This is a genomic window from Microbacterium sp. AZCO, from assembly GCF_039614715.1.
Classification (GTDB): Bacteria; Actinomycetota; Actinomycetes; order Actinomycetales; family Microbacteriaceae; genus Microbacterium.
The window spans coordinates 1,859,440-1,882,784 of the sequence record NZ_CP154857.1 but is presented as its reverse complement, the minus strand read 5'-3'; the positions used below and the strand labels follow the sequence as shown (position 1 = coordinate 1,882,784).

The window sequence follows — 23,345 nt, the reverse complement described above, 5'->3', positions numbered from 1 at the left end:
GAGCGACCGGCGCTCAGAGCGACTCCTCGGCGATCTGGCCCTCGGACCGGGCAGCGAACGATCCGCGGCCGACCGTCACCACGACCTCCGTGCCGGCGGGGGCCTGCGCGGCATCCCGGACGATCACGCCGTCGGCGAGGTGCGCGATGGCGTAGCCGCGCCCGAGCGTCGAGGCCGGGGAGAGCGCCCGGAGAGTGGCGCGCAGCTCGGCGGTGCGGCGCGACTGCGTCTCGAGGCGTCGGTCGACGACGTCGCGTCCGCGGGCGACCTGCAGCCACAGGTGGTGCGAGCGGGACTCGAGCATCGACTCGGGGGCGCGCAGCGCGGGGCGCGAGCGCAGCTGCTCCAGCTGGACGATGTCGTGCTGGACGCGCTGCGTGAGCCGCATCGTGAGGCGTGAGCGCAGCTGGCCGACGAGGGCGCGCTGCTCCGCGACATCGGGCACGACGCGCTTCGCCGCGTCGGTCGGCGTCGACGCGCGAAGGTCGGCGACGTCGTCGAGGAGCGGATGGTCGTTCTCGTGCCCGATGGCGCTGACGACGGGAGTGGATGCCGCGGCCACGGCCCGCACGAGCCGCTCGTCGCTGAATCCCAAGAGTGTCTGAGGATCGCCCCCGCCGCGGGCGATGACGATGACATCGACGTCGGGTGCGGCATCCAGTGCCTTGAGAGCCGCGATCGTCTCGGGAACGCACCGTTCCCCCTGCACCGCTGCGTACTTGGTGACGAAGCGCACCTGGGGCCACCGCAGCTCGGCGTTGCGGTGCACGTCTTTCTCGGCGTCGGAGTTCTCGCCCGTGATGAGCCCGATGGTGTGCGGCAGGAACGGGAGGGGCTTCTTGCGCGACGGGTCGAAGAGCCCCTCGGCGCGCAGGTGCGCCCGCAGACGCTCGAGCCGCTCGAGCTGGTCGCCGAGCCCGACATGGCGCATCGCGGAGACGGTGAAGCTGAAGTCGCCCTGCTTGACGAAGTAGTCGGCCTTGACGCACGCGATGACGTGGTCGCCGACCTTGAGGTCGCCGGGCACCCGCTGCAGCGTCTTCGACCAGAGGCGGAAGGAGATGAGCGAATCGGAGCCGAGGTCTTTCAGCCGCCCGAAGACGTTGCCGCCGCGGAGATTCCACGACGTGATCTCGCCCTCGACCCAGACGAAGCCCCACTTCTCGATGAAGCCCCGGATCGTCTCGTTCAGGCGCGAGACGGACGTGGGCGACTGCGGGCTCGACTCCCGCGGATGCACGGAGTCGGCGGGCGGCGCCTCGCCGGGTACTGCTGCCGGTTCGAAATGAGTCATACGCTCCCATCCTGACGCTGGGGGACCGCCCTGGAGCGGCGGACGTTCTCGGCGACGAGCACGACGACGACGATCCCGAGGAGCACGGCGAGCTGCGCGACCCCCGCGACGGAGATGCCGAGCACGGCCGTCGCGAGAGAGAACGCCGCAGCCACGAGGCGCGCCGCGACGGGGCCCAGGTCGAGCGTGCCGCGATAGGCCGCGTCGCCGGCGAGGTAGAGGGCGACTCCGCCGCCGACCAGCCAGGCCCAGGCGGACTCGAGGGGGGCGAACGGATCGACGAAGAGCTCGTGCAGCCCCGCGGCCAGCAGGAGCAGACCGAAAATCATCGCGAGGTGCTCGAGGTAGAAGGCCACGAGCGCGACGCCGGTGCGACGTGCGGGAGGCAGGGCCTCGATACGCGTCTCCGCCCGGGAGTCGTCGCCGTCGAAGTAGCACCACCACAGCGCGGCGACGAGCGCGACGGCCAGGACCGTGCCGACCAGCAGCGGCGCCCCGATCTCGTGACCCGTGGCGCCGACGCCGACCGAGACGACCGATTCGCCGAAGGCGATGATCATGAGGAGGCCGTGGCGCTCCACCATGTGCGCCGCACCCGGGTCGAAGCCGCCGCGGGCGCTGAGCAGCGCGCTGATGAGGAAGAGCACCAGCGGCACGGTGAACAGCACCCAGTCGAGGGGGCCCTCCACGAAGCCCGAGAAGAGGAGGAGCACGCCGACGACGACATTGGACGTGCCGACGAACAGGATGCGCCGCGCGGCGGCCGCCCCGCCGCGCAGGATGAACAGCGCCGCGTGGATGAGGGCGACGACGATATAGCTCGCGCCGAACAGCACGCCCGTCGAGCCGAAGGCGTCGGGGATCGCGAGCGACATCACGAGGAACGCCGCCATCGCACCGATGAGCGCGATGCGGAAGCCGGCGGTGTCGGGCGCCGCCTGATTCGTGAGCCACGCGAACGCGTCGTACATCCACCAGACGAGCGCGAGGACGAGAGCCCCCTGGGCCACGCCGGTGGCGTCGGGGGAGTCGATCATGATCTCGGCGACCCGGCTGATCGTGAAGACGAAGACGAGGTCGAAGAGCAGCTCGATCGTGGAGACCCGCGACGCGATGCGCGCGACGCGGGGCTGCTGCCCCGCAGCGGCGGGACGGGACGAGGATGCCACCCGGTCACGGTAGCGCACGCCTCCGACGCCGGCCCCGCCGTGCTGTCAGGAAGGCCCGCCTAGAATCGGAGAGTGACCACTCCGGCTGTCTCCCTCCCCGTCCCGCGCGTTCCGCGCCGCCGTGGACGCCTCGAGGATGTCCCGGTGAACGGGCAGAAGCGCGTGCTCCTCGCCTCTCCGCGCGGCTACTGCGCGGGTGTCGACCGCGCCGTCATCGCCGTCGAGAAGGCGCTCGAGCGCTTCGGGGCGCCCGTGTACGTGCGCAAGCAGATCGTCCACAACATCCACGTCGTGACCGAGCTCGAGCAGAAGGGCGCGATCTTCGTCGACGAGGTCGACGAGGTGCCCGAGGGCGCCCACGTCGTCTTCAGCGCGCACGGCGTCTCGCCCGCAGTCGTGAACGCGGCATCCGATCGCGGACTGCAGGCGATCGACGCGACGTGCCCGCTCGTCACGAAGGTGCATCGCGAAGCCGTGCGCTTCGCGCGCGACGACTTCGAGATCCTGCTCATCGGCCACCTCGGGCACGAGGAGGTCGAGGGCACCGCGGGCGAGGCGCCCGACCATGTCACGATCGTCAACTCTCCCGAGGAGGCAGACACCGTCGAGGTGCGCGACCCCTCCAAGGTCGTGTGGCTCTCGCAGACGACGCTCTCCGTCGACGAGACGATGGAGACGGTCCGCCGGCTGCGCGTGCGCTTCCCGGAGCTGCAGGACCCGCCGTCCGACGACATCTGCTACGCGACGCAGAACCGGCAGGTGGCGATCAAGAAGGTCGCGAAGGATGCCGACCTCGTGATCGTCGTCGGGTCGGCCAACTCGTCCAACAGCGTGCGTCTTGTCGAGGTCGCCCTCGAGCACGGGGCGAAGGCCGCGTATCGCGTCGACTACGCCGACGAGGTCGAGCAGGCCTGGCTCGAGGGCGTCGAGACGGTGGGCGTCACGAGCGGCGCCTCCGTTCCCGAGGTGCTCGTGCAGGAGGTGCTCGAAGACCTCGCGGGCGCGGGCTACCGCGACGTCGAGGAAGTGCGCACCGCAGAGGAGGACCTCATGTTCTCCCTGCCGAAGGAGCTCCGGCAGGATGCCGCGGGCAGGCGCGACGACCGCGCGCTCGGCGGGCGGGGCCGGGCATGAGCGACGCCGACCGGCCGAGGCCGGAGTACGGAGAGCGGCCTCGCCCGGCGTACGGCGAGTACGCGACGCCCGAGGAGCAGCGCGCCCGCATCCAGCAGCCTGACGCGACCTGGGCGATCGAGACGGGGCAAGCGCCGTCCGAGACCGGCGCGACGACTCCCGCACCGGCTCCCGCACCGGCGTGGGGTCCGCCGCCTCCGTCGCCTCGGGCCATGCGCAACACCGATCGCACGGTGACACTCATCCTCCTCGTCGTCGGCGCGTTCAACGTCGCCGTGACGGCCTTCTCCTACTTCGACCTCGCGTCCCTCGCCGATCAGGCGATGAAGATCCTCGGCATCCCGGGCGAGTTCACCAACACCGAGGCCGCCGCGCTGTGGGGGCCGATCGCGGCCGGGGTCCTCATCATCGGCTATCTCCTGACGGCGTTCCTCTCGTGGCTGAGCCTGCGCGCGCACCGCGTGTCGTGGTGGATCCCGCTCGTCGGCGCCGTCGTCACGTACATCGGCGTGTACGTGTGCCTCTCGGTCCCGCTGCTCGGCGACCCCGCCTTCACGGACTTCGTGACGACCCGCGGCTGAGCCTGAACCTCCGGCGTCGGTGCATCGTGCTTCCTTACGGGAGGTGAAGGGATGCCCGGCGACGACGCGGCGCGACTGACGGCGCTCTACGACGCCCACGCGGCGCCGGTCTGGCGCTACGTCGTGCGCCTCACGGGCGACCGCGCCGGCGCCGACGACGTCGTGCAGGAGACGCTGCTGCGGGCCTGGCGCACGCCGAAGATCCTCGAGGAGGATCCGTCGACGACGCGGGCCTGGATGTTCACCGTCGCGCGACGGCTGGTGATCGACGAGGTCCGCAGCGCCCGCCGCCGCCACGAGCATCCCGTCGCGGACCTTCCCGAGCGGGCCACCGGCGACGACACCGACGCGCTGTTCGAGGCGATCCTCATCGAGGAGGCGCTCGCGTCGCTGAGCGTCGAGCACCGCTCGGTCATCGTGCAGGCGTATTACCGCGGCATGAGCATCGCCCAGACGGCGGCCGAGCTCGGCATCCCGGACGGCACCGTCAAATCCCGACTTCACTACGGCCTGCGCGCGCTGCGGCTCGCGCTTCAGGAGAGGGGGGTGACCCGATGAACCCCGATCACCCGCACTTCGCACAGTGGGATGCCGCGTATGTCCTCGGCGCCCTGTCCCCGACCGATCGCCGGGACTTCGAAGCGCACCTGGAGACCTGCCCCGAGTGCCGCCAGGCGATCGCGCAGCTCGCACCCACCGCCGGGCTGCTGTCGCGGCTTTCCGAGGACGATGCCGTGCGGATCGACTCCGACCTCGCGTCACAGGACGAGCCAGGACGACCCGCGGAGGTGCTGTCGCTCGCGCGCGAGCGGGCGCGCCGGCGCCGGCGGTCGCGCATCGTCGGCCTCGCGGTGGCCGCGGTGCTCGTCATCGTCGCGATCGCCGTGCCGGTGGCGGTGACGGGCCTCCGACCGCCGGCCGAGACGTTCGCCCTCACGAGCGTCGTGGAGACGCCTCTCGAGGCCGGGGTCCGGCTCACCTCCGTCGCGTGGGGCACGCGCATCGATCTGACGTGCCGCTACCCGGAGGAGCAGGAGGGCGCCGGCACGGTCTGGACGTATGCCCTCGCCGTCGTCGGCGCGGACGGCACGGCCGAGACCGTGTCGACCTGGAAGGCGGGTCCGGGCTCGACGGCGCGGCTCTCCGCCGGCACCGCGCTCGACGTCGGTGACATCCGCGCCATCGAGATCCGGTCCGCGACGGGGGCCGTCCTCATGTCCTACGACCTTCCAGCGGGCTGACCGGGCATCGGCACCCGGAGACACGAGAGGGATGCCCCGGCCGCGGCCGAGGCATCCCTCTCCCTGTTGTCTGTCAGGCTCCGAGCGACTTGCCGGCAGAGCCGAGCTGCTGGGTGGCCTCGGCGACGCGGGCGGCCATCGCCGACTCGGCGACCTTGCCCCAGGCGCGCGGGTCGTAGGCCTTCTTGTTGCCCACCTCGCCATCGACCTTGAGGACGCCGTCGTAGTTCTGGAACATGAAGCCCGCGACCGAGCGCGTGAAGGCGTACTGCGTGTCGGTGTCGATGTTCATCTTGACGACGCCGTTGCGCACCGCCTCGGCGATCTCCTCGTCGCTCGATCCGCTGCCGCCGTGGAAGACGAGGTCGAGTGGCTTGGCGCCGGTGCCGAACTGCGCCGCGATGCCCTCCTGGATCTCGCCGAGCAGCTCGGGCTTGAGCTTGACGTTGCCGGGCTTGTAGACACCGTGCACGTTGCCGAACGTGAGTGCCGCGATGTAGCGGCCGTTCTCGCCGAGGCCGAGCGCCTCGACGAACTTCGAGACGTCCCCGGTCGTCGTGTAGAGAGCGTCGTTGGTGCCCTCGTGCTTGACGCCGTCCTCTTCGCCGCCGACGACGCCGATCTCGACCTCGAGGATGGCGTTGATGTTCTTGAGGCGGGGGAGGAGCTCCTTCGCGATCTCGACGTTCTCGTCGAGCGGCACGGCGGAGCCGTCCCACATGTGCGACTGGAAGATCGGGTTGCGACCCGCCTTGACCTCTTCCTCCGACGCGGCGATGAGCGGGAGCACGAAGTCCTCGAGCGCCGGCTTGGGGCAGTGGTCGGTGTGCAGCGCGACGGTGATGGGGTAGTTCTTGGCGACCTCGGTCGCGAACTTCGCGAAGGCGAGCGCACCCGTCGCGCGGCCCTTGACCGTGTGGCCGGCGAAATAGTCCGCGCCGCCCGTCGTGACCTGGATGATGCCGTCCGAGCCGGCTTCCGTGAGACCCTGCAGGATCGCGTTGATCGACTGCGAGCTCGCGGCGTTGATGGCGGGGTACGCGAAGCCGCCGGCCTTCGCACGGTCCAGCATCTCGGCGTACTGCTCAGGGGTGGCGACGGGCATGACAGCTCCTTGCTCGGGGGACGTTCACGGCAACTCTAGCGAAGGGCCTTGCAGGCTCGGGGTGCCTCGGCCCGCCGCTGTCGCTCATCCGCGACCGTCCTTCCCTGGGTGAAAGATTCGGGATTCCTTCATGCTGGAGCGACCGAAAAGTCCCGAATGGCGCGAAGACCCGAGGCTAGGCTGACCGCATGGTGAGCCTGACCGAAGATATGAGCCCTCTGCACCCCGACCGCAACCTCGCTCTCGAGCTCGTGCGGGCCACCGAGGCGGCCGCCATCCGCGCCGTGCCGTTCATCGGCCGCGGGCAGAAGGAGCTCGCCGACGGCGCCGCCGTCGACGCGATGCGCGCCTTCCTCACGACCGTCAACTTCGACGGCGTCATCGTGATCGGCGAGGGGGAGAAGGATGCCGCGCCGATGCTCTTCAACGGGGAGGCCGTCGGCAACGGGCGCGGTCCGCAGTGCGACATCGCCGTCGACCCCATCGACGGCACGACCCTCACGGCCGAAGGCCGCAACAACGCCCTCTCGGTCATCGCGGTGTCGGATCGCGGCACGATGCTCGACGCCTCCTCCGTCTTCTACATGGACAAGCTGGTCACGGGTCCCGCGGGCGTCGGCGTCGTCGACATCCGGCTGCCGATCGGCGAGAACATCCGCCTCCTCGCGAAGGCGCTCGGCAAGCCGGTCGACGAGCTCGTCGTCTCGGTGCTCAACCGTCCGCGCCACGCGAAGCTCATCCAGGAGATCCGCGACTCCGGAGCCGGGACCCGCCTCATGTCGGACGGCGACGTCGCGGGCGGCATCAACGCCGCGCGGCACAATGCGCGCACCGACATGTGCGTCGGCGTCGGCGGCAGTCCCGAAGGCATTGTGACGGCGTGCGCGATCAAGGCGCTCGGCGGACACATCCAGGGACGCCTGTGGCCCCGCGACGACGACGAGAAGCAGAAGGGCGTCGACGCCGGTCTCAAGCTCGACGACTTCGTCTACGAGGCGGACGATCTCGTCACCGGCAAGAACACCCTCTTCGTCGCGACCGGCGTCACCAACGGCGAGCTCGTCGCCGGCGTGCGTCGCGACGGCGACTGGATCTACACCGAGAGCGTCGTGCTCCGCGGCGCCTCCGGCACGCTGCGGCGCATCACCTCAGAGCACCTGACGTCGAAGTGGCTCTGAACTCGGCCGGGTGACCCCGGCCCGTCACGCCTCCCGGAGCGCGTTGCGAGCGTCTGGCAGAATGGTCGAGGCGCTGAACACGGTGCCGAGCGACGTCGGAGGGAAGCCCATGGCCGCACAGAGCACGGGCCCGCAGACGGGAGCACAAGCCGTCATCCGGAACGCGCAGGACCCTGCGCGCCGGCCGGACGTCTTCTTCCGGGTACGTCGCGACGAAGGACATCAGCCGTCGGCGTGGTGGATGATCGGGGCGTTCGTCCTCGTCTCCGCCGCCGTCATCGCGCTGATGAGCCTCGTTCCCGGCGGCGCCTGACCCGCGAGCCACCCGCGAGCCGCTGCGCACTACTCGGGTGAGATCCTTCCGCGGAGCTCACCGAGATCAGCGGTGGCGGTCGCTGTCGCGCGCTCCTCGAGGCCGTCGAGCAGCTCGGGCGCGGTGAGGTGCCGCGGCGCGGCCTCGATCGCCGGGGGTGCCGACAGCGAGTCCAGCTTCGTCGCGTCGATGCCCGGGAAGCGCCGCGCCGAGACGAGCACGCGCGACTCGAGCGATCCGGCGAACTTGTTGTAGCTGTCGACCGTGCGCTCGATCGCGCGGCGCAGGTCGTCGGCGTGTCCGGCGAGCGAGCCGAGGCGTCCGTACAGCTCGTTGCCGAGCTCGAAGAGCGTGCGCGCCTCGGCCGAGACGTCCTGCTGCGTCCACGTGTAGGCCACGGTCTTGAGCACAGCCCACAGATTGACCGGCGACGCGAGCGCGACCCGCCGTCCGAAGGCGTAGTCCAGCAGCGCCGGATCCTCCTCGAGGGCGGTAGCGAGCAGCGACTCGCTCGGCACGAAGCAGACGACGAACTCGGGGCTCGACGACAGCCCCGCCCAGTACGTCTTCTTCGCCAGCGCATCCACGTGCGCCCGCACCGCCTTGACGTGCTTCTCGAGCAGCGCCTTGCGTCGGGCGCCCTCGGGGCCCTGCGCCGTGAGCGGGATCGCGCTGGCCTCGAGGTAGGCGTCGAGGGGAACCTTCGCGTCGACCGCGAGAGCCTTGTCGCCAGGGAGGCGGATGACCATGTCGGGGCGGCCGGCGCCGGCATCCGTCACGATCGACGTCTGCGTCTCGAAGTCGACGTATCGCGTGAGCCCCGCCGCCTCCACGACGCGGCGCAGCTGGGTCTCGCCCCAGACGCCACGCGTGCTGCCCGAGCGCAGGGCGCTCGCGAGGGACTCGGTCGTCGCCCGCAGCGCCTCATCGGATTCGTGTGCGCGGCGCAGCTGCTCGGTCAGCGATCCGAACTGCGCCTGCCGGTCGCGCTCGAGCGCATCGACCTTCTGCTGCATGGAGTGCAGCGTCTCGCTCACCGGTGCAAGCGCGCGCAGAACCGCCTGCTCGCGCCGCTCGCGCTCCTCCCGCGCCGCCTGATCCGACCGCGTCTGGGCCGCGAGCTCGCGGTACAGCACCTGCTGGTGGTCGAGCTGGGCCTGTACGCCGGCGCGCGCCGCGCCGGCGCCCGCGAGGCGCGCGCGCAGCTCGGCGTGCTCGCGCGCCGAGCGGGTCGCCCCGCGCGCGAGCCCTGCGAACCATCCGGCGAGCGCGCCGGCGGCGAGGCATCCGATCACGAGAACCGACACGAGCAGTGCATCCATGACATCAGGATCGCCGGGACCCCCGACATTGACGACGGGAACGCGCCGCGGGTGGCGCGAGAGAGGACACCGTCTCAGAAGGGAGGGCCGGTTTCCGCGCCGGCTGCTTCGACGACCCCCTCGGTCGGCTCGGGCATGAACGTGACCGGAAGCGGCGGTTCGTCGATGTAGACGCGTCCGAGTGGTGAGGTCCACTCCATGACACCGCCCGCGAGTTGGCGAACTCGCCACCGGGTGAACTGCTTCATCGAGTGGTGCCGCTGACAGAGGTGGCAGAGGTTGCTGCGGCTGGTTCTGCCTCCCAATGCTGCATCGTGGTTGTGATCCACTTCGCAGCGGATTGCGGGAAGCCGGCATCCAGGAAACCGGCAGCGCTGATCTCGAGCTCGGAGATATCGATCGAGGGAGACAGGCCGCTCGTATGTGTCGACCTCGACGACCGAATCGGTGACCGGATGAGTGAGGATGCGCTCGAGGGGATGCGTCGTCGAGCCGAGAAGCGCGCGAGCAGTCTCGGCGTCGATCGGGGAGTGTCCGACGAGATCGACGGGCCCGTCATCGACACCCAGAGCTGTCAGCGCCGGTACGACGATCTGCACGCGGGCACGGATCGCGCCGAGGGTGCCCGGTCCGTCATCCCACCGGGTCGGGTCGGCATCCGGTACCCCGGTCAGCAGCATGTCGGACAGCACATCGGCCCGAATCTGATCGAGAGTCCGCTCATCGCTCGCCACAACCTCGGAGGGGATGAACGTGAAGCGCTTCGCGTCGGTGGATGAGAGGGAGCCGGCAGAGCCCGTCTCCCCAGGGTGCGCCGCCTTCCGAACATCGCAGATCGCCCGGCCCTGAGCGGTGAGCCGGTCGTACACGGCGTGAGCGAGCACGGCAGGCAGGGTCGCGATGAGGTCTGACATGCCGTCGCCGAGGTCGACCACACGGACGTTCCTGGCTTCTCGCGCCTCTTGGTGTCGCTCGGTCATCGTGCGGGGGTGCAGCCGCGCCGCGATGATTTCCAGCCGCGACTTAACGCGCCCTGGCGTGTCTTCCCGGCACACCGCGATCGCAACAGTCTCGAAGTCGGCGCGCTCTTCGAGAGGCAGAGAGGCGCCGAGCTCGAGGATGAGCCGCTGATGTCGCTCGGAGATCTCGTTGCGCCTTCCGGCCTCGAAGGTTCGGGCGTACAGCTCGGTCAGCTCGCGAGCATCACCGATGCGACGCTGAACGGTCCGGTCGTCCATCATGAGGATGCCGGCGAACTCCGCGGCGATCGACCGCAGCGCCATGTCGTGCTGCCGCACACGGGAGTCGCTCGATGAAGCCACATCTTCCGCGAGGCGGCCGCCCTGCGCGAGCGCCGTCGTGACCATGGCATGCGCCTCGGCGGCAGCATCCAATCCCCGCTGCAGGAGGCCGGCGGCATCAGCCAGGGCGGCGGACTGGGCGTCGGTGAATCCGACGAGGGCGTCGCTGTGCATCGTGCTCCATCAGGTCGACGCAGCGCGATCGCGCTGCGTGATCTCGCCCGGGCACTGGGCTTGGTCGCGTCGGTCGGGAAGCTCCCTTCCGGCGTGATGCAAGCATCTCATCGACCTCCGACATCGTCGGTCGGTCGACGAGAATCGGGTCAGGCGACCGCGACGGCGTCGTCGAACTCGAACAGCGACGGTGCCTCGGCGACGGGGATCTGCTGGATCCGCACCCCGGCCGCCTCGGCGAGCGACGACATGTCATAGGCGCCGGTGCGCTGCGCGACGTCGATCATGATGTGCGCGCACGCGAGCGCGTCCGCCGACGCGTCGTGGTGGGCGAAATCGACGAAGCCCGCGACCGCCGCGACCGACGGCAGGCGGTAGGAGTCCAGGTCGTACATCTTGCGGGACACCTGCAGACTGCACATGTAGCGGTAGGGCGGGCAGATGTCGCCCGTCGCCTCGCACGCCCGGCGGATGACGGTCATGTCGAAGCCGGCATTGTGCGCCACGAGCACGTCGGCGCCCGCGAACGCGGCGAGATCGTCGAGCTGCTCGCTCCACCCCTTCGCCCCGACGACGTCGTGCTCGCGGATGCCGTGGATCCGGGTGTTCACCTCGAAGAAGCGGTCGTGGCCGGGCGGTGGCTGGATGAGCCACCCCGCCGTGGCGACGACGCGTCCGTCGCGGACGCGCGCGAGTCCGACCGAGCAGGCCGAGGCGTTGCTGGAGTTCGCCGTCTCGAAGTCGATCGCGGTGAAGTCCAGGGGCACGATGTCAGCCTCGCCCGATCCGCGCAGACGTCGTCGAAGGCGCGCCGATGGCGGCGGGCCTACGCTCGAGACATGGCCAGTCGCGAGGAGATGTCCACGTCGTTCGGCGCCGCCGCCGGAGCCTACGAGTCCGGCCGTCCCGACTACCCGCGCGACGCCGTCGACTGGCTGCTCGAGCCGATCGCGACGGCGGAGCGAGCCGTGCGGGTCGCCGACGTCGGCGCCGGGACGGGCAAGCTCACCCGCACGATCGTCGAGACGGGCGCGAACGTCGTCGCCCTCGATCCGGACGCCGACATGCTCGCCTCCCTGCGCGAGAACGTCCACGGGGTTCCGACGTTCGCCGGCACGGCTGAGCGGATGCCGCTCCCCGACGCGTCCGTCGACGCCGTACTGCTCGGGCAGGCGTGGCACTGGGTCGACGTCGACGATGCCTCACGCGAAGTGGCCCGCGTGCTGCGCCCCGGCGGAGTGCTCGGACTCGTCTGGAACATCCGCGACGAGTCGGAGCCGTGGGTCGCCGACCTCACCGCCGCCATGCGCGGCAGCCACGCCGAGCAGATGCTCTCCGACGACGGGCCGCGCGTTGCACCGCCCTTCGACCGGCTCGAGCACCGCACCTGGACGTGGAGACGGACCGTGTCGCGGGGCGGGTTCCTCGACATGGTGGCATCCCGCAGCTACGTGATCACCGCGGGCGACTCGGAGCGCGCGCGCATCCTGGCGGCGGTCGGGGCGCTGTTCGACGTGCATCGACGCGAGGAGGCAGGGGTCGAGGTGGTCGACCTCCCGTACCGGACGGAAGCGTTCCGGGCCGTCCTGCCCTGAGCCGAACGAGCTCGGATTGTGCACACTGCTCGTCGAAGGCGACCGTCATAATGCAGCGTGCACCACTGTCGCGCTCGTGACGGGAAGTCCTGCACCGAGGCGCGGCATCCATCTCTTGTCGTGATGAATGCGCCGGGATAGCCTCGGCTCTGCGTATCCGATCCCCGCAATCCGGGATCGTTCGCGCCGCGGCGAGGACGCCGCGGCTGGAACACGGTGCAGTGTTGCGCGACCGCGCGATGCTGTGCCGGGAATCGAACGGAGCATCATCCATGCGAACCATGAAGAGGCTGGCCGCGCCGATCGGCGCGCTGGTCGTCGCGGGGCTGTGTCTGGCGGGATCGCCCGCCATGGCGGCCCAGACGGCACGGACGGCAGCCCCCGCCGCCGTCACCGGTGCACAGCAGACATACCTCGTGCTCTACAACGGCAACAGCGTGTCGTCCTCGTCGCTGGCTGCCGTGACCGCCCTCGGCGGCACCGTCGTCAACACCTTCCCCCAGATCGGCGTCGCCGTGGTCAGTTCCAACCGCGCCGACTTCGGATCTGCCCTGAAGGGCAAGGACAAGAACGTCGCGGGCGCGGCCGCGACGGCGCGCCTCGGTGTGCAGGTGCACGACGACGCGGTCGGCACGACCGCCGACGCCGCCCCGCAGGCGGCCGCGGCCGACCTCACCGGTCTGCAGTGGGACATGGATCAGATCAAGGCTCCCCAGGCCCACGCGATCAACCCGGGCAGCGCCAACGTCGTCGTCGGCGACATCGACACCGGCCTGGACTGGTCGCACCCCAACCTGGCGCCGAACGTCGACTTCAGCCGGAGCGTCTCGTGCGTCGGCGGCGTGCCGAACCAGGACCGCGCCGCCTGGATGGACGACAACGGCCACGGCACGCACACCGCGGGCACGATCGCCGCGGCCAGCACCGGCTCGGGCATCGTCGGCGTCGCGCCGGGCGTCAAGCTCGCGGGCATCAAGGCCGGCAACGCCGACGGCTACTTCTTCCCGGAGGCCGTCGTCTGCTCGTTCATGTGGGCGGCCACGCACGGCATCCAGGTGACGAACAACAGCTACTTCGCCGACCCGTGGCTCTACAACTGCAAGAACGACCCCGACCAGCGGGCGATCTGGGAAGCCGAGCGTCGCGCCATCAAGTTCGCGCAGAATAACGGCGTGGTGGTCGTCTCTGCCGAGGGCAACGAATCGGACGACCTCGCCCACCCGACGATGGACTCCACGAGCCCGGACACCGACCCGGCCCCCGTCCCGCGTGAGATCACGAACGCGTGCGCCGTCGTGCCCGTCGAGGTGCCCGGTGTCATCGGGGTCACCGCCAACGGCTACAACATGGTGAAGTCGTACTACTCGAGCTACGGCGTGGGCGTCGCCGACGTCGTCGCCCCGGGCGGTGACCGTCGCTTCCAGATCCCGCCGTCGACCGGCAACGGCCGTGTGCTCTCCACCTGGCCCATCGACCTGATGGACGAGACATGCGCCGTGCCGGGACCGGCAGCGGGCTACTGCTGGGCGCAGGGCACCTCGATGGCGTCGCCGCATGCGGCGGGCGTCGCAGCCCTCATCGCGAGCACGGGTGTGACCAACGCGAACAAGATCGCGTCGATGCTGCAGCAGCAGGCCGACCCGATCGCGTGCCCGACGGACATGTCGAACTTCGTGAGCTTCCCGTCGACCCAGAGCGGCGCACCGCAGGTGTGCCAGGGCGGCATCGGGAACAACGGGTTCAACGGCGCCGGGCAGGTGAACGCGCTCACGGCCGTCGGCGGCTGATGCGCCGAATCGCATGATGGTCGGCCCCGGGGTTGTTCCGCCCCGGGGCCGACTGCCGTCCGGGCGCGTGTCGGCGCGCGCCGTTAGCGTGGCGGGGTGCGCACACTCACGGTCTGCAACTTCGTCACCGTCGACGGCCGCTACGAGGACGACGACCACGACATCGTGTCGTTCTTCGAGCACCAGCATCCTGACTACGTCGGTGCCGACTCGTTCGACTTCTACACGGCGGAGCTGCTTCGGGATGCCGGCACCCTCCTCCTGTCCGGGCGCCGGTCCGCTCTCGGCAACCTCGAGTACTGGACCGGCGTGCGCGACGACCCGGGCGCGACCGACATCCGCCACGAGCTCGCCGAGCTCATCCTCGGGATCGAGAAGATCGTGGTGTCGGACACGATCACAGTCGACGACCTGGCGCCGTATGATCGCGTGCGGATCGTCCGGGTTGCGGACGCTCGTGCCGAGGTCGCCGAGCTGCGGCAGGGGCAGGGAAGCGGCATCCTGATCCTCCTCGGACGCGTGCTGTGGAACGACCTCATGCGAGCCGGTCTCGTCGACGAGCTGCATCTCGTGACCTTCCCGCTCATCGCCGGCGGGGGAGTGCCCCTGTTCGACTCCCGTCCGCCCGTCGCGCTCCGGCTGCTCGAGACCCGCGTCTGGGAGGACTCGGGCAACGTGCTCATGCGGTGGAGGGTCGACCCCGACTGAGCTGCCGCGCCCGGGCGCGGCATCCCGCCCCACGTAGGATGGATGCCCGTGGCTCTCACCATCGGAATCGTCGGGCTGCCGAACGTCGGCAAGTCCACCCTCTTCAACGCCCTGACCAAGAACCAGGTTCTCGCCGCGAACTACCCGTTCGCGACGATCGAGCCGAACATCGGGGTCGTGAACCTGCCCGACCCGCGCCTCGACACCCTCGCGGAGATCTTCCACAGCGAGCGGATCCTGCCCGCCGCGGTGTCGTTCGTCGACATCGCCGGCATCGTGCGGGGCGCGTCGGAGGGTGAGGGCCTCGGCAACAAGTTCCTCGCGAACATCCGCGAGGCCGACGCGATCGCGCAGGTCGTGCGGGGCTTCGCAGACGACGACGTCGTGCACGTCGACGGCGCGGTCAACCCGCAGAGCGACATGGAGACGATCAACGCCGAGCTGCAGCTCGCCGACCTCGAGACGCTCGAGAAGGCGATCGCCCGGTATGAGAAGGAGGTGCGCGGGCGTAAGCTCGACCCCGTCGTGCTCTCCACGGCCGAGGCGGCGCGCGACGCGCTGCAGCGCGGCGAGCTGCTGTCGGCGTCGGGCATCGACCTGTCGCCGATCAAGGAGCTCGGCCTGCTGACCGCGAAGCCGTTCATCTTCGTCTTCAACGTCGACGAGGCGGTGCTGACGGATGCCGCGCGCAAGGCGGAGCTCGAGGCGCTCGTCGCGCCGGCGAAGGCGGTCTTCCTCGACGCCAAGATCGAGTCCGAGCTGATCGACCTCGACCCCGAGGACGCCGCGGAGCTGCTGGCGTCGACGGGCCAGGAAGAGTCCGGGCTCGACCAGCTCGCCCGCATCGGCTTTGACACTCTCGGCCTGCAGACCTACCTCACGGCCGGTCCGAAGGAAGCGCGGGCCTGGACGATCGGCAAGGGCTGGAAGGCGCCTCAGGCGGCCGGCGTGATCCACACCGACTTCGAGAAGGGCTTCATAAAGGCAGAGGTGATCTCGTTCGACGACCTCGTCGCCACCGGCTCCGTCGTCGAGGCGCGCGCCAAGGGCAAGGCACGTCTCGAGGGCAAGGACTACGTCATGCAGGACGGCGACGTCGTGGAGTTCCGCTTCAACGTCTGATCGACCCCGACGCGGCGTCAGCCGACGGCGTCGAACTCGCGCTGCAGGTATTTCGGCGCCTGGACGCGCCACGCCTCGGTGACGAGCTCGGCGAGGTGCTCGCCGTCGATGGCCGCCATGCGGAAGGCCACTTTCGGCTCGCCCCAGGGCGTCGTCGTGCGGAGGAAGATCTCGGGCTCCATCTCGACGAGGGCGAGCGCGTCGAGCCGGTCGGCGACCTTCGCGCCCACGATGAGCTCGGCCGCGCAGAGCGCGCGGACGGCGTCGGGCATGCTCGGCCACGGATGGCACTCCCACGCGAAGAGCCTGCTGCGCACGAACCACGCAGCGCCGCCCGTGGTCGCGCGCTCGTCGCTGCCGGGCAGCCGCGCGGCGACGGCGCGGATGTCGTCGAGGGTCGCCACACCGCGATCGTACGCGCGGGGACCGACATCGAAGAGCGGCGACCGGCCAGGCAGCCGGGCGATGCGAGGATTGACGGATGACCGCAACCCTCGTGGCCCAGGGGCTCGCCGGCGGGTACGGACACCGCACGCTCTTCGACGCGCTGGACCTCACCGTCGCCCCCGGCGATGTCGTCGGCGTCGTCGGAGCGAATGGCGCGGGCAAGTCCACGCTCCTCCGCCTTCTCGCGGGCATCGACGAGCCCCAGGCGGGCACCGTCTCGCTCGCTCCCGCGGACGCGTTCGTCGGGTGGCTGCCGCAGGAGCACGAGCGCGTGGAAGGCGAGACGGTCGCCGAGTACATCGCACGTCGCACCGGCTGCGCGCGGGCGACGAGGGAGATGGATGCTGCGGCCGCGGCACTCGCCGACCCCGGACCCGACGCTGCCGACGCCTACTCGGCCGCGCTGGACCGCTGGCTCGCGAGCGGGGCCGCCGACCTCGATGAGCGCCTGCCCGTCGTGCTCGCCGACCTGGGTCTCGACCTCGGTGATGCGGCCGAGCAGGCCCTCATGACGTCGCTCTCCGGCGGGCAGGCGGCTCGCGTGGGGCTCGCAGCGCTGCTCCTGTCGAGTTTCGACATCGTGCTGCTCGACGAGCCGACCAACGACCTCGACCTCGACGGGCTCGCGCGCCTCGAGGCGTTCGTCCGCGGCATCCGCGGGGGAGTCGTGCTGGTGAGCCACGATCGGGAGTTCCTCGCCCGATCGGTCACCCGCGTGCTCGAGCTCGACCTCGCGCAAGGGTCGAACCGGGTCTATGGAGGCGGGTACGACGCGTACCTCGAGGAGCGGGCGACGCTCCGCCGCCACGCGCGGGAGAAGTACGACGAGTACGCCGAGAAGAAGACCGATCTGGTCGCGCGGGCTCGGGTGCAGCGGGAGTGGTCGAGTCAGGGCGTGCGCAACGCGATGAAGAAGTCGCCCGACAACGACAAGATCAAGCGCAAGGCCTCGATGGAGTCGAGCGAGAAGCAGGCCCAGAAGGTGCGCCAGATGGAGAGCCGGATCGCCCGGCTCGAGGAGGTCGACGAGCCGCGCAAGGAGTGGCAGCTCGAGTTCACGATCGGCGCTGCGCCCCGGTCGAGCACCGTCGTCTCGACCCTGAGCTCGGCGGTCTTCCGGCAGGGCTCGTTCACCCTCGGGCCCGTCTCGCTGCAGGTGAACGCGGGCGAGCGCATCGGCATCACGGGCCCGAACGGCGCCGGCAAGTCGACCCTGCTCCGTGCGCTGCTCGGCCGGCAGGCGCCGTCGGAGGGAACCGCGAGCCTCGGATCGAGCGTTCAGATCGGCGAGGTCGATCAGGCGCGCTCTCTCTTCACCGGGCCGCAGCTGCTCGCGGCCGCCTTCGAAACCCTCGTGCCCGACATGTCGTCGGGCGAGGTGCGCACATTGCTCGCGAAGTTCGGGCTCAAGGCCGACCACGTCAACCGCGCGGTCGACCAGCTGTCGCCGGGCGAGCGCACGCGGGCCGGGCTCGCGCTCCTTCAGGCGCGTGGGGTCAATGTGCTCGTGCTCGACGAGCCGACCAACCACCTCGATCTGCCGGCGATCGAGCAGCTCGAGCAGGCCCTCGAGACCTTCGACGGGACGCTGCTGCTCGTGACGCACGATCGACGGATGCTCGCGACGGTGGAGACCGACCGGCACTGGCGCGTCGAGGCGGGCCGCGTCACCGAGCTCTAGCGTCCCTGGCGCTTCTTGTAGGGCTTCGGCTGACCCTTGACGATGGGCGCTCGCCCCTTGCCCTTCGACGCCTTCGCCTTCCCGCCGGCTTTCGCCGCGGGCTTCTCGGCGGGCGGCGGCGCAGCCGCGATCTGACGCTTCGCCTCCTCGAGCAGCAGGCTGCCGGCGGGGGTCAGGGTTCGATGCGCGCCTTCTCCTGCGATGAGCGGGTGTCCGACCTCCGTTTCGAGCTTCTCGACCGTGGAGTACAGCGACGGGAGCGGGATGCCGAGCGCCGCGGCGGCGCGCGGGAAGTGCAGGTCGTTGTCGACCAGCGCGACGTACCGTCGAAGGAGAGCGATCTTCACGCGGTGCCTTTCGTCGCGGCACGGTGCCGGAGGCATCCAGGATCCCATGCGTCGCCCGTGTCGCCCGCGTCGCTGGTGAGCCACACGCGCGCGATACGTCCTCATCGCCGTCTGCGTCAACCGCCGAGGCGGAATTTCCCGCGCCCGACAGTGTGGAGGGGAAGCACCGGCCGGACGTGCCGAGCGCCGCGAGAGGAAGACCCATGCTGCCTGCCGACACGCCGATCAACACCGACGGGTCGTCGGACACGCGACTGCATCGGGCGATCACCGGGCCGCTGCTCTTCGCCTTCATCCTCGGCGATGTCCTCGGTGCCGGAATCTACGCACTGATGGGCGTCCTGGGCGAGCGGGTCGGAGGGATGCTGTGGGCGCCGCTGCTGCTCGCGCTTCTGCTGGCGATGCTGACCGCCGGCTCCTACGCCGAACTGGTGACGAAGTACCCGCGGGCCGGCGGGGCGGCGGTGTTCGCCGAACGCGCCTTCCGGAACCGCGTGGTGTCCTTCCTCATCGGATTCTCCATGCTCGCCGCGGGTGTGACGAGTGCTGCGGGACTGTCGCTCGCCTTCGCGGGGGAGTACTTCGGCACCTTCGTCGACCTCCCGGCGATTCCTGTCGCGATCGCCTTCCTCGCCGTCGTGGCTCTGCTCAATCTCCGCGGCATCCGCGAGTCGATGACGGCGAACTTCGTCATGACGGTCATCGAGGTCAGCGGCCTCGTGATCGTGGTGGCCGTCGTCGGCATCATGATGTCCGAGGGCGGAGGAGATGTGTCGCGGGTCACCCGGCTTCCGGAGGGCACGGGCCTCGCCACCGCCGTCCTGGGTGGCGCCATCATCGCGTACTACTCGTTCGTCGGATTCGAGACGTCGGCGAACATGATCGAAGAGGTCAAGCGCCCCAGCAAGACCTATCCGGTCGCGCTCTTCGGTGCGCTGATCACCGCAGGAGTGGTCTACATCCTCGTGGGCCTGGCGAGTGCGATCGCATTGCCCGCCAGCGATCTGTCCGAATCCAGCGGACCGCTCCTCGCCGTCGTGGAGGCGAGCGGCGTCGGAGTCCCGTCCTGGGTATTCAGCCTCATCGCTCTCGTCGCCGTGGCGAACGGTGCGCTGCTTACGATGATCATGACGAGCCGTCTCACGTACGGGATGTCGGAGCAGGGTCTGCTGCCGGGGGTCCTGTCCCGCGTCCTCCCGAACCGGAAGACGCCGTGGGTCGCCATCCTGACGACCACTCTCGTCGCCATGCTGCTCACGCTCGTGGGAGACCTCGCGACCCTCGCCGAGACCGTGGTCCTGCTCCTGCTCATCGTCTTCCTCAGCACGAACGTGTCGGTGCTCGTGCTGCGGCGCGACAGGGTCGAGCACGACCATTTCCGCGTGTGGACCTTCGTTCCCGTGCTCGGCATCGCCTCGTGCATTCTCCTGCTGACGCAGCAGCGACCACTCGTCTGGCTGTTCGCGGCGGTTCTGCTCGCGGTGGGCGTACTGCTCTACCTCGCCTCGCAGTGGGCCGGTCGACGGGAGGCGCGCCGGGCTCAGTGAGCCGCGCCGACGTCCTGCGTGCCGATGACGGTGAGCAGTTGCAGGCGCTCGTAGCTCTCCGTGCCGGGTGTCGCGGTCAGCACGAGCAGCGTCTGCCCCTGCTCGGGATCGAGGAGGAACTGGCACTGCATGTCCATCACGCCGACCTCGGGATGCTGCAGCCGCTTCTCCCTCGTGTGCGTCGAGCGCACCTCGTGCTCGGCCCAGAGGGCCGCGAACTCGGGCGATTCGTCCAGCAGTGCCGAGACCATCGCCCCGGCCCGCGAGCCGGCCCCGAACTTGGCGTGGACCCGGCGGATGTCGGCCGTGAACTCCCGGGAGTGAGCGGCGTGGTCCTCCGACGGATAGACGTCTCGCGCCGAGGGGTCCGTGAACCATCGATAGCCGACGCTCCGCGCAAACCCCTCGAACCTCGTCTCGTCGCCGAACAGCGCTCGCGCCGCCGCCGTCTGGGCGAGGGTCTCGCCCAGCTCGGTCATCACCTGCGCGGGGGTGTCGGCGAGTCGATCGAGGATCCGCATGAGGCCGGGGGAGACATGCTCGGTGCGCAGCGCGCGCGTCGGCGCCGAGTGCCCGGCGAGCCGGAACAGGTGATCGCGCTCGTCGAGCGTGAGCCGCAGCCCGCGGGCGATCGCCGCGAGCATCTGCTCGGACGGCTGCGGTCCCCGGGCCTGCTCGAGCCGGCTGTAGTAGTCGGTCGACATGTCGCACAGCGCCGCGACCTCTTCGCGTCGCAGGCCTGCCGTGCGGCGGCGGGATCCGCGGCGGAGCCCGACGTCCTCGGGCTGCAGCGCCTCGCGCCGTCGACGGAGGAAGTCCGCGAGCTGTGCCCTGTCCATCATCCGAGTGTGCGGCATCCACTCGCCCGCAGCCAGGGACCGCGAGTCCCTCTCTGCGTGCTCACACCGGCACCCGGATGCCCGTGAGCCGCTCGGACAGCTCCCAGATGCGGCGGGCCGCCGCGTCGTCGCGCAGACGGGTGAACACGGGCTGCTCCGCCGGCGGCCCGCCCAGGTGGCCCAGTCCCTTCGGCCCGTACAGCCGCCCGCCGCGGGCGTCCGGGCTGGTGGCCGCACACACCGCCGAGAGCGCCGCGGATGCGGGGGTTCCGACGAGCAGGCCCAGCCGCGACATCCTCCGGATGAGCTTCACGGCCGTCGTGTCGTCGGGCCGCCCCATCCCCGGCTGAGCCGAAAGGAGATTGCTCGGCGTGATCCCGGGGTGCGACAGGTTGCTGCGAACGCCCCAGCCGCCGGCGGTCGACCGCCGGTCCAGTTCCATCGCGAACAGACCCAGGGCGATCTTGGACGAGCTGTACGCCTTCATCGGGTCGTACGTGCGCTCCCACTGGAGGTCGTCCCAGTTCACGGCGCCCTGGTCGGCGGCGATGCTGACCTGGCTGGTCACGTGCGCTTCGCCGGCGCGGAGCAGCGGCTGGAGCGCCGCGACGAGGGCGAAGTGTCCGAGGTGGTTCGTCGCGAACTGCAGTTCGAATCCGTCGGCGCTGACCCGCCGGGTGGGCGGGTTCATGACTCCCGCATTCGCGATGAGCAGGTCGATCGGCCGCCCGTCCGACACGAGGTCGCCGGCGAGGGTCATGACCGAGTCGAGAGAGGCGAGATCCAGGGAGAGGATTCGGATGCCTGCCGCCGGCGTCCGCTGGAGGATGCGGTCCTTCGCCCGCTCGCCCTTCTCCCGGTCGCGGACCGGCAGGAGGAGGTCGGCGCCCGCCCGCGCCAGCCGAGCGGCGATCTCGAACCCCACGCCGTCGCTGGCGCCCGTCACGAGGGCGAGCTTCGAGGTCAGGTCGGGGACGGGGATGTCGAATGAGCGGGGCATGGGGTCTCCCTTTCGTGAGGCTGCCTCGATCTTCGACGCTCGGGAGCCCGGCATTCAGGGCGGGTTCATCCAGGGATCGTCAGTCCCCCGATGGCGATCGTGGGCGGGATCACCTTCCCGCGCATGCCGATGTGTTCTTCACCCCCGCGTGCGGTCGCCTACGCGCTGCGAGGTCGTGTTGTCCAGTCCCGATCGCCCCTCGCCGCCCGCTGGCAAGCTGTGGGGGACGCGAAAGGACCGCCCCATGAAGCAGCGCACTCTGGCAGGACGACAGGTATCGGCGATCGGACTCGGCGCGATGCCGCTGTCGATGAATAACGACAAGGAGTACCCGGCGTTCGAGGACGCGGTGGCCACCGTGCACGCTGCACTGGACGCGGGTGTCACCCTGATCGACACAGCGGACATCTATGCGCCGGCGTGGAACGAGATGGGACACAACGAGCGCATCGTCGCCGAGGCGCTGCGCACCTGGGACGGCGACGCGGCGAGCGTCTTGGTCACGACCAAGGGCGGCATCACGCGGAGCGAGGGCGAGACGTGGGGACGGGACGGCACGAAGGCGTACCTGCGGTCGGCGGTCGAGAAGTCGCTCGAGATCCTCGGCGTCGATCAGATCGAGCTGTACCAGTACCACCGGCCCGACCGCACGCTCGTCTACAGCGACATCATCGAAGCACTCGGCTCGTTGCGGGAGGAAGGGCTCGTGCGGTCCGTCGGCATCTCGAATGCGAGCGTGGAGGAGATCCAGATCGCGATCGATGTGCTCGGTGAGGGAAACCTCGCGAGCGTGCAGAACGAGTTCTCGCCGAAGCATCCCGGGAGCTACGGAGAACTGCGCTTCTGCGGCGAGCGCGGCATCGCGTTCCTGCCGTGGAGCCCGCTCGGCGGCACCGGCGGGGGAGCGCGGCGCGTCGGGGACCGCTTCGCGGCCTTCCGCGAGACGGGCGAGGAGCACGGGGTCAGCCCGCAGCAGGTGGTGCTCGCGTGGGAGCTGGCGCTCGACCCGATCGTCATCCCGATTCCGGGCGCGCGGCGCGCGGCATCCATCACCGACTCCGCCAAGGCGGCCGACCTGGCGCTGAGCGCGGACGAGGTCACGCGGCTCTCGGAGTCCGTCGGCATCTTCGCCGACGACTGACCCGTGCCGTTCGCCGGGGTGCGCTGACCGTCCTCGAGCGCCCGTGCGACGGCTACAGCGAGACGTCCGTCTCGATGGCGTCGGCGAGCTCGTCGATGGCGGCGGGCGCGAGCGAGATGCCGGCCGATTCGAGCCGTTGGCTGAGCAGGAGACTCATGTCATCCGTCACTCGGCCGTGGCGGATGTCGTCTTCCACCTCCGCGACGACACGCTCGATCGCCGCCGTGCGGTCGTCGTCGTCGAGCCCGCCGTCGAGGTGCGCGTTGTGGATGCTCATGCGCTCACCTTCCCCCGCCCAGCGTGCCATCCGCACCCCCTT

24 protein-coding genes are annotated in these 23,345 nt (G+C 70.3%); 13 read left to right on the top strand and 11 right to left on the bottom strand.

The features are described from left to right. Window positions 1-13 precede the first annotated feature (13 nt). Both xseA and AAIB33_RS08820 read right to left on the bottom strand, forming a co-directional pair. On the bottom strand, window positions 14-1,294 hold the full coding sequence (gene xseA, locus AAIB33_RS08825) for an exodeoxyribonuclease VII large subunit (protein ID WP_345803165.1): 1,281 nt from the start codon (window positions 1,292-1,294) through the stop codon (window positions 14-16). Further along, complete coding sequence (locus AAIB33_RS08820; RefSeq protein ID WP_345803164.1) at window positions 1,291-2,463, bottom strand: low temperature requirement protein A; 1,173 nt, start codon at window positions 2,461-2,463, stop codon at window positions 1,291-1,293. Before AAIB33_RS08820 ends, xseA begins: the two co-directional genes overlap by 4 nt. Before the next feature lie 72 nt (window positions 2,464-2,535). Between AAIB33_RS08820 and AAIB33_RS08815 the strand changes: the two genes are divergently transcribed. Genes AAIB33_RS08815 through AAIB33_RS08800 form a run of 4 tightly spaced genes read left to right on the top strand, consistent with a single transcriptional unit; the run spans window position 2,536 to window position 5,419 of the window. Further along, on the top strand, window positions 2,536-3,597 hold the full coding sequence (locus AAIB33_RS08815) for a 4-hydroxy-3-methylbut-2-enyl diphosphate reductase (RefSeq protein ID WP_345803163.1): 1,062 nt from the start codon (window positions 2,536-2,538) through the stop codon (window positions 3,595-3,597). Continuing rightward, window positions 3,594-4,178 (top strand): DUF6264 family protein, encoded by a 585-nt coding sequence (locus AAIB33_RS08810; RefSeq protein ID WP_345803162.1) that lies wholly within the window; start codon window positions 3,594-3,596, stop codon window positions 4,176-4,178. The genes AAIB33_RS08815 and AAIB33_RS08810 overlap by 4 nt, the downstream gene beginning before the upstream one ends. A 51-nt stretch (window positions 4,179-4,229) precedes the next feature. Continuing rightward, window positions 4,230-4,736: a sigma-70 family RNA polymerase sigma factor gene (locus AAIB33_RS08805; protein ID WP_345803161.1), complete on the top strand. Its 507-nt coding sequence runs from the start codon at window positions 4,230-4,232 to the stop codon at window positions 4,734-4,736. Continuing rightward, complete coding sequence (locus AAIB33_RS08800; RefSeq protein WP_345803160.1) at window positions 4,733-5,419, top strand: zf-HC2 domain-containing protein; 687 nt, start codon at window positions 4,733-4,735, stop codon at window positions 5,417-5,419. The genes AAIB33_RS08805 and AAIB33_RS08800 overlap by 4 nt, the downstream gene beginning before the upstream one ends. A 73-nt stretch (window positions 5,420-5,492) precedes the next feature. On the opposite strand, the gene fbaA is transcribed toward AAIB33_RS08800, so the two are convergent. Continuing rightward, complete coding sequence (gene fbaA, locus AAIB33_RS08795) at window positions 5,493-6,524, bottom strand: class II fructose-bisphosphate aldolase (protein ID WP_345803159.1); 1,032 nt, start codon at window positions 6,522-6,524, stop codon at window positions 5,493-5,495. A 188-nt stretch (window positions 6,525-6,712) separates the two neighbouring features. Here fbaA and glpX point away from each other — a divergent pair, with 188 nt between their 5' ends. Both glpX and AAIB33_RS08785 read left to right on the top strand, forming a co-directional pair. Continuing rightward, window positions 6,713-7,702 carry a class II fructose-bisphosphatase gene (gene glpX / locus AAIB33_RS08790; protein WP_345803158.1) on the top strand — a complete coding sequence of 330 codons (990 nt, stop codon included), beginning with the start codon at window positions 6,713-6,715 and terminating at the stop codon, window positions 7,700-7,702. A 109-nt stretch (window positions 7,703-7,811) separates the two neighbouring features. Beyond that, a complete protein-coding gene (locus AAIB33_RS08785; protein WP_345803157.1) occupies window positions 7,812-8,015 on the top strand; it encodes a UDP-N-acetylmuramyl pentapeptide phosphotransferase in 204 nt (67 codons plus the stop codon). Window positions 8,016-8,044: 29 nt separating this feature from the next. Here the strand turns inward: AAIB33_RS08785 and AAIB33_RS08780 are convergent, their stop codons facing one another. The 3 genes from AAIB33_RS08780 to AAIB33_RS08770 all read right to left on the bottom strand — a co-directional run bounded on the left by AAIB33_RS08780 (window position 8,045) and on the right by AAIB33_RS08770 (window position 11,579). Beyond that, window positions 8,045-9,337 carry a DNA recombination protein RmuC gene (locus AAIB33_RS08780; protein WP_345803156.1) on the bottom strand — a complete coding sequence of 431 codons (1,293 nt, stop codon included), beginning with the start codon at window positions 9,335-9,337 and terminating at the stop codon, window positions 8,045-8,047. 74 nt (window positions 9,338-9,411) lie between these two features. Further along, window positions 9,412-10,812, bottom strand: coding sequence for a DUF222 domain-containing protein (locus AAIB33_RS08775; RefSeq protein WP_345803155.1), 1,401 nt, complete (start codon window positions 10,810-10,812; stop codon window positions 9,412-9,414). A gap of 149 nt (window positions 10,813-10,961) precedes the next feature. Next, the gene (locus tag AAIB33_RS08770; protein WP_345803154.1) at window positions 10,962-11,579 is read right to left on the bottom strand and encodes a 3'-5' exonuclease; all 618 of its coding nucleotides are present in this window, start codon (window positions 11,577-11,579) and stop codon (window positions 10,962-10,964) included. A 72-nt stretch (window positions 11,580-11,651) separates the two neighbouring features. Between AAIB33_RS08770 and AAIB33_RS08765 the strand changes: the two genes are divergently transcribed. The 4 genes from AAIB33_RS08765 to ychF all read left to right on the top strand — a co-directional run bounded on the left by AAIB33_RS08765 (window position 11,652) and on the right by ychF (window position 16,024). Further along, a complete protein-coding gene (locus AAIB33_RS08765) occupies window positions 11,652-12,407 on the top strand; it encodes a class I SAM-dependent methyltransferase (protein ID WP_345803153.1) in 756 nt (251 codons plus the stop codon). A gap of 272 nt (window positions 12,408-12,679) precedes the next feature. Continuing rightward, window positions 12,680-14,194 (top strand): S8 family serine peptidase, encoded by a 1,515-nt coding sequence (locus AAIB33_RS08760; protein WP_345803152.1) that lies wholly within the window; start codon window positions 12,680-12,682, stop codon window positions 14,192-14,194. 96 nt (window positions 14,195-14,290) lie between these two features. Continuing rightward, entirely contained in the window at window positions 14,291-14,902 is a 612-nt protein-coding gene (locus AAIB33_RS08755) for a dihydrofolate reductase family protein (RefSeq protein ID WP_345803151.1), read from the top strand. A 48-nt stretch (window positions 14,903-14,950) separates the two neighbouring features. Beyond that, window positions 14,951-16,024, top strand: a complete 1,074-nt coding sequence (gene ychF, locus AAIB33_RS08750) for a redox-regulated ATPase YchF (protein WP_345803150.1) — start codon at window positions 14,951-14,953, stop codon at window positions 16,022-16,024. Window positions 16,025-16,041: 17 nt separating this feature from the next. On the opposite strand, the gene AAIB33_RS08745 is transcribed toward ychF, so the two are convergent. Beyond that, entirely contained in the window at window positions 16,042-16,428 is a 387-nt protein-coding gene (locus AAIB33_RS08745; protein WP_345803149.1) for a hypothetical protein, read from the bottom strand. Window positions 16,429-16,505: 77 nt separating this feature from the next. On the opposite strand from AAIB33_RS08745, the gene AAIB33_RS08740 reads away from it, so the two are divergent. After that, window positions 16,506-18,152 carry an ABC-F family ATP-binding cassette domain-containing protein gene (locus tag AAIB33_RS08740; RefSeq protein ID WP_345803148.1) on the top strand — a complete coding sequence of 549 codons (1,647 nt, stop codon included), beginning with the start codon at window positions 16,506-16,508 and terminating at the stop codon, window positions 18,150-18,152. Here the strand turns inward: AAIB33_RS08740 and AAIB33_RS08735 are convergent. Next, complete coding sequence (locus AAIB33_RS08735) at window positions 18,149-18,499, bottom strand: LysR family transcriptional regulator (RefSeq protein ID WP_345803147.1); 351 nt, start codon at window positions 18,497-18,499, stop codon at window positions 18,149-18,151. The two genes, AAIB33_RS08740 and AAIB33_RS08735, sit on opposite strands and share 4 nt — an antisense overlap. A gap of 203 nt (window positions 18,500-18,702) precedes the next feature. On the opposite strand from AAIB33_RS08735, the gene AAIB33_RS08730 reads away from it, so the two are divergent. After that, window positions 18,703-20,046, top strand: coding sequence for an APC family permease (locus AAIB33_RS08730; protein WP_345803146.1), 1,344 nt, complete (start codon window positions 18,703-18,705; stop codon window positions 20,044-20,046). Here AAIB33_RS08730 and AAIB33_RS08725 read toward each other — a convergent pair. Both AAIB33_RS08725 and AAIB33_RS08720 read right to left on the bottom strand, forming a co-directional pair. After that, entirely contained in the window at window positions 20,040-20,888 is an 849-nt protein-coding gene (locus tag AAIB33_RS08725; RefSeq protein WP_345803145.1) for a helix-turn-helix transcriptional regulator, read from the bottom strand. The genes AAIB33_RS08730 and AAIB33_RS08725 overlap by 7 nt on opposite strands. Before the next feature lie 58 nt (window positions 20,889-20,946). After that, window positions 20,947-21,885 (bottom strand): SDR family oxidoreductase, encoded by a 939-nt coding sequence (locus tag AAIB33_RS08720; protein WP_345803144.1) that lies wholly within the window; start codon window positions 21,883-21,885, stop codon window positions 20,947-20,949. A gap of 244 nt (window positions 21,886-22,129) precedes the next feature. Between AAIB33_RS08720 and AAIB33_RS08715 the strand changes: the two genes are divergently transcribed. Then, window positions 22,130-23,026, top strand: a complete 897-nt coding sequence (locus AAIB33_RS08715; protein ID WP_345803143.1) for an aldo/keto reductase — start codon at window positions 22,130-22,132, stop codon at window positions 23,024-23,026. A gap of 52 nt (window positions 23,027-23,078) precedes the next feature. Here AAIB33_RS08715 and AAIB33_RS08710 read toward each other — a convergent pair whose 3' ends face one another. Continuing rightward, a complete protein-coding gene (locus AAIB33_RS08710; protein ID WP_345803142.1) occupies window positions 23,079-23,303 on the bottom strand; it encodes a hypothetical protein in 225 nt (74 codons plus the stop codon). Window positions 23,304-23,345 lie beyond the last annotated feature (42 nt).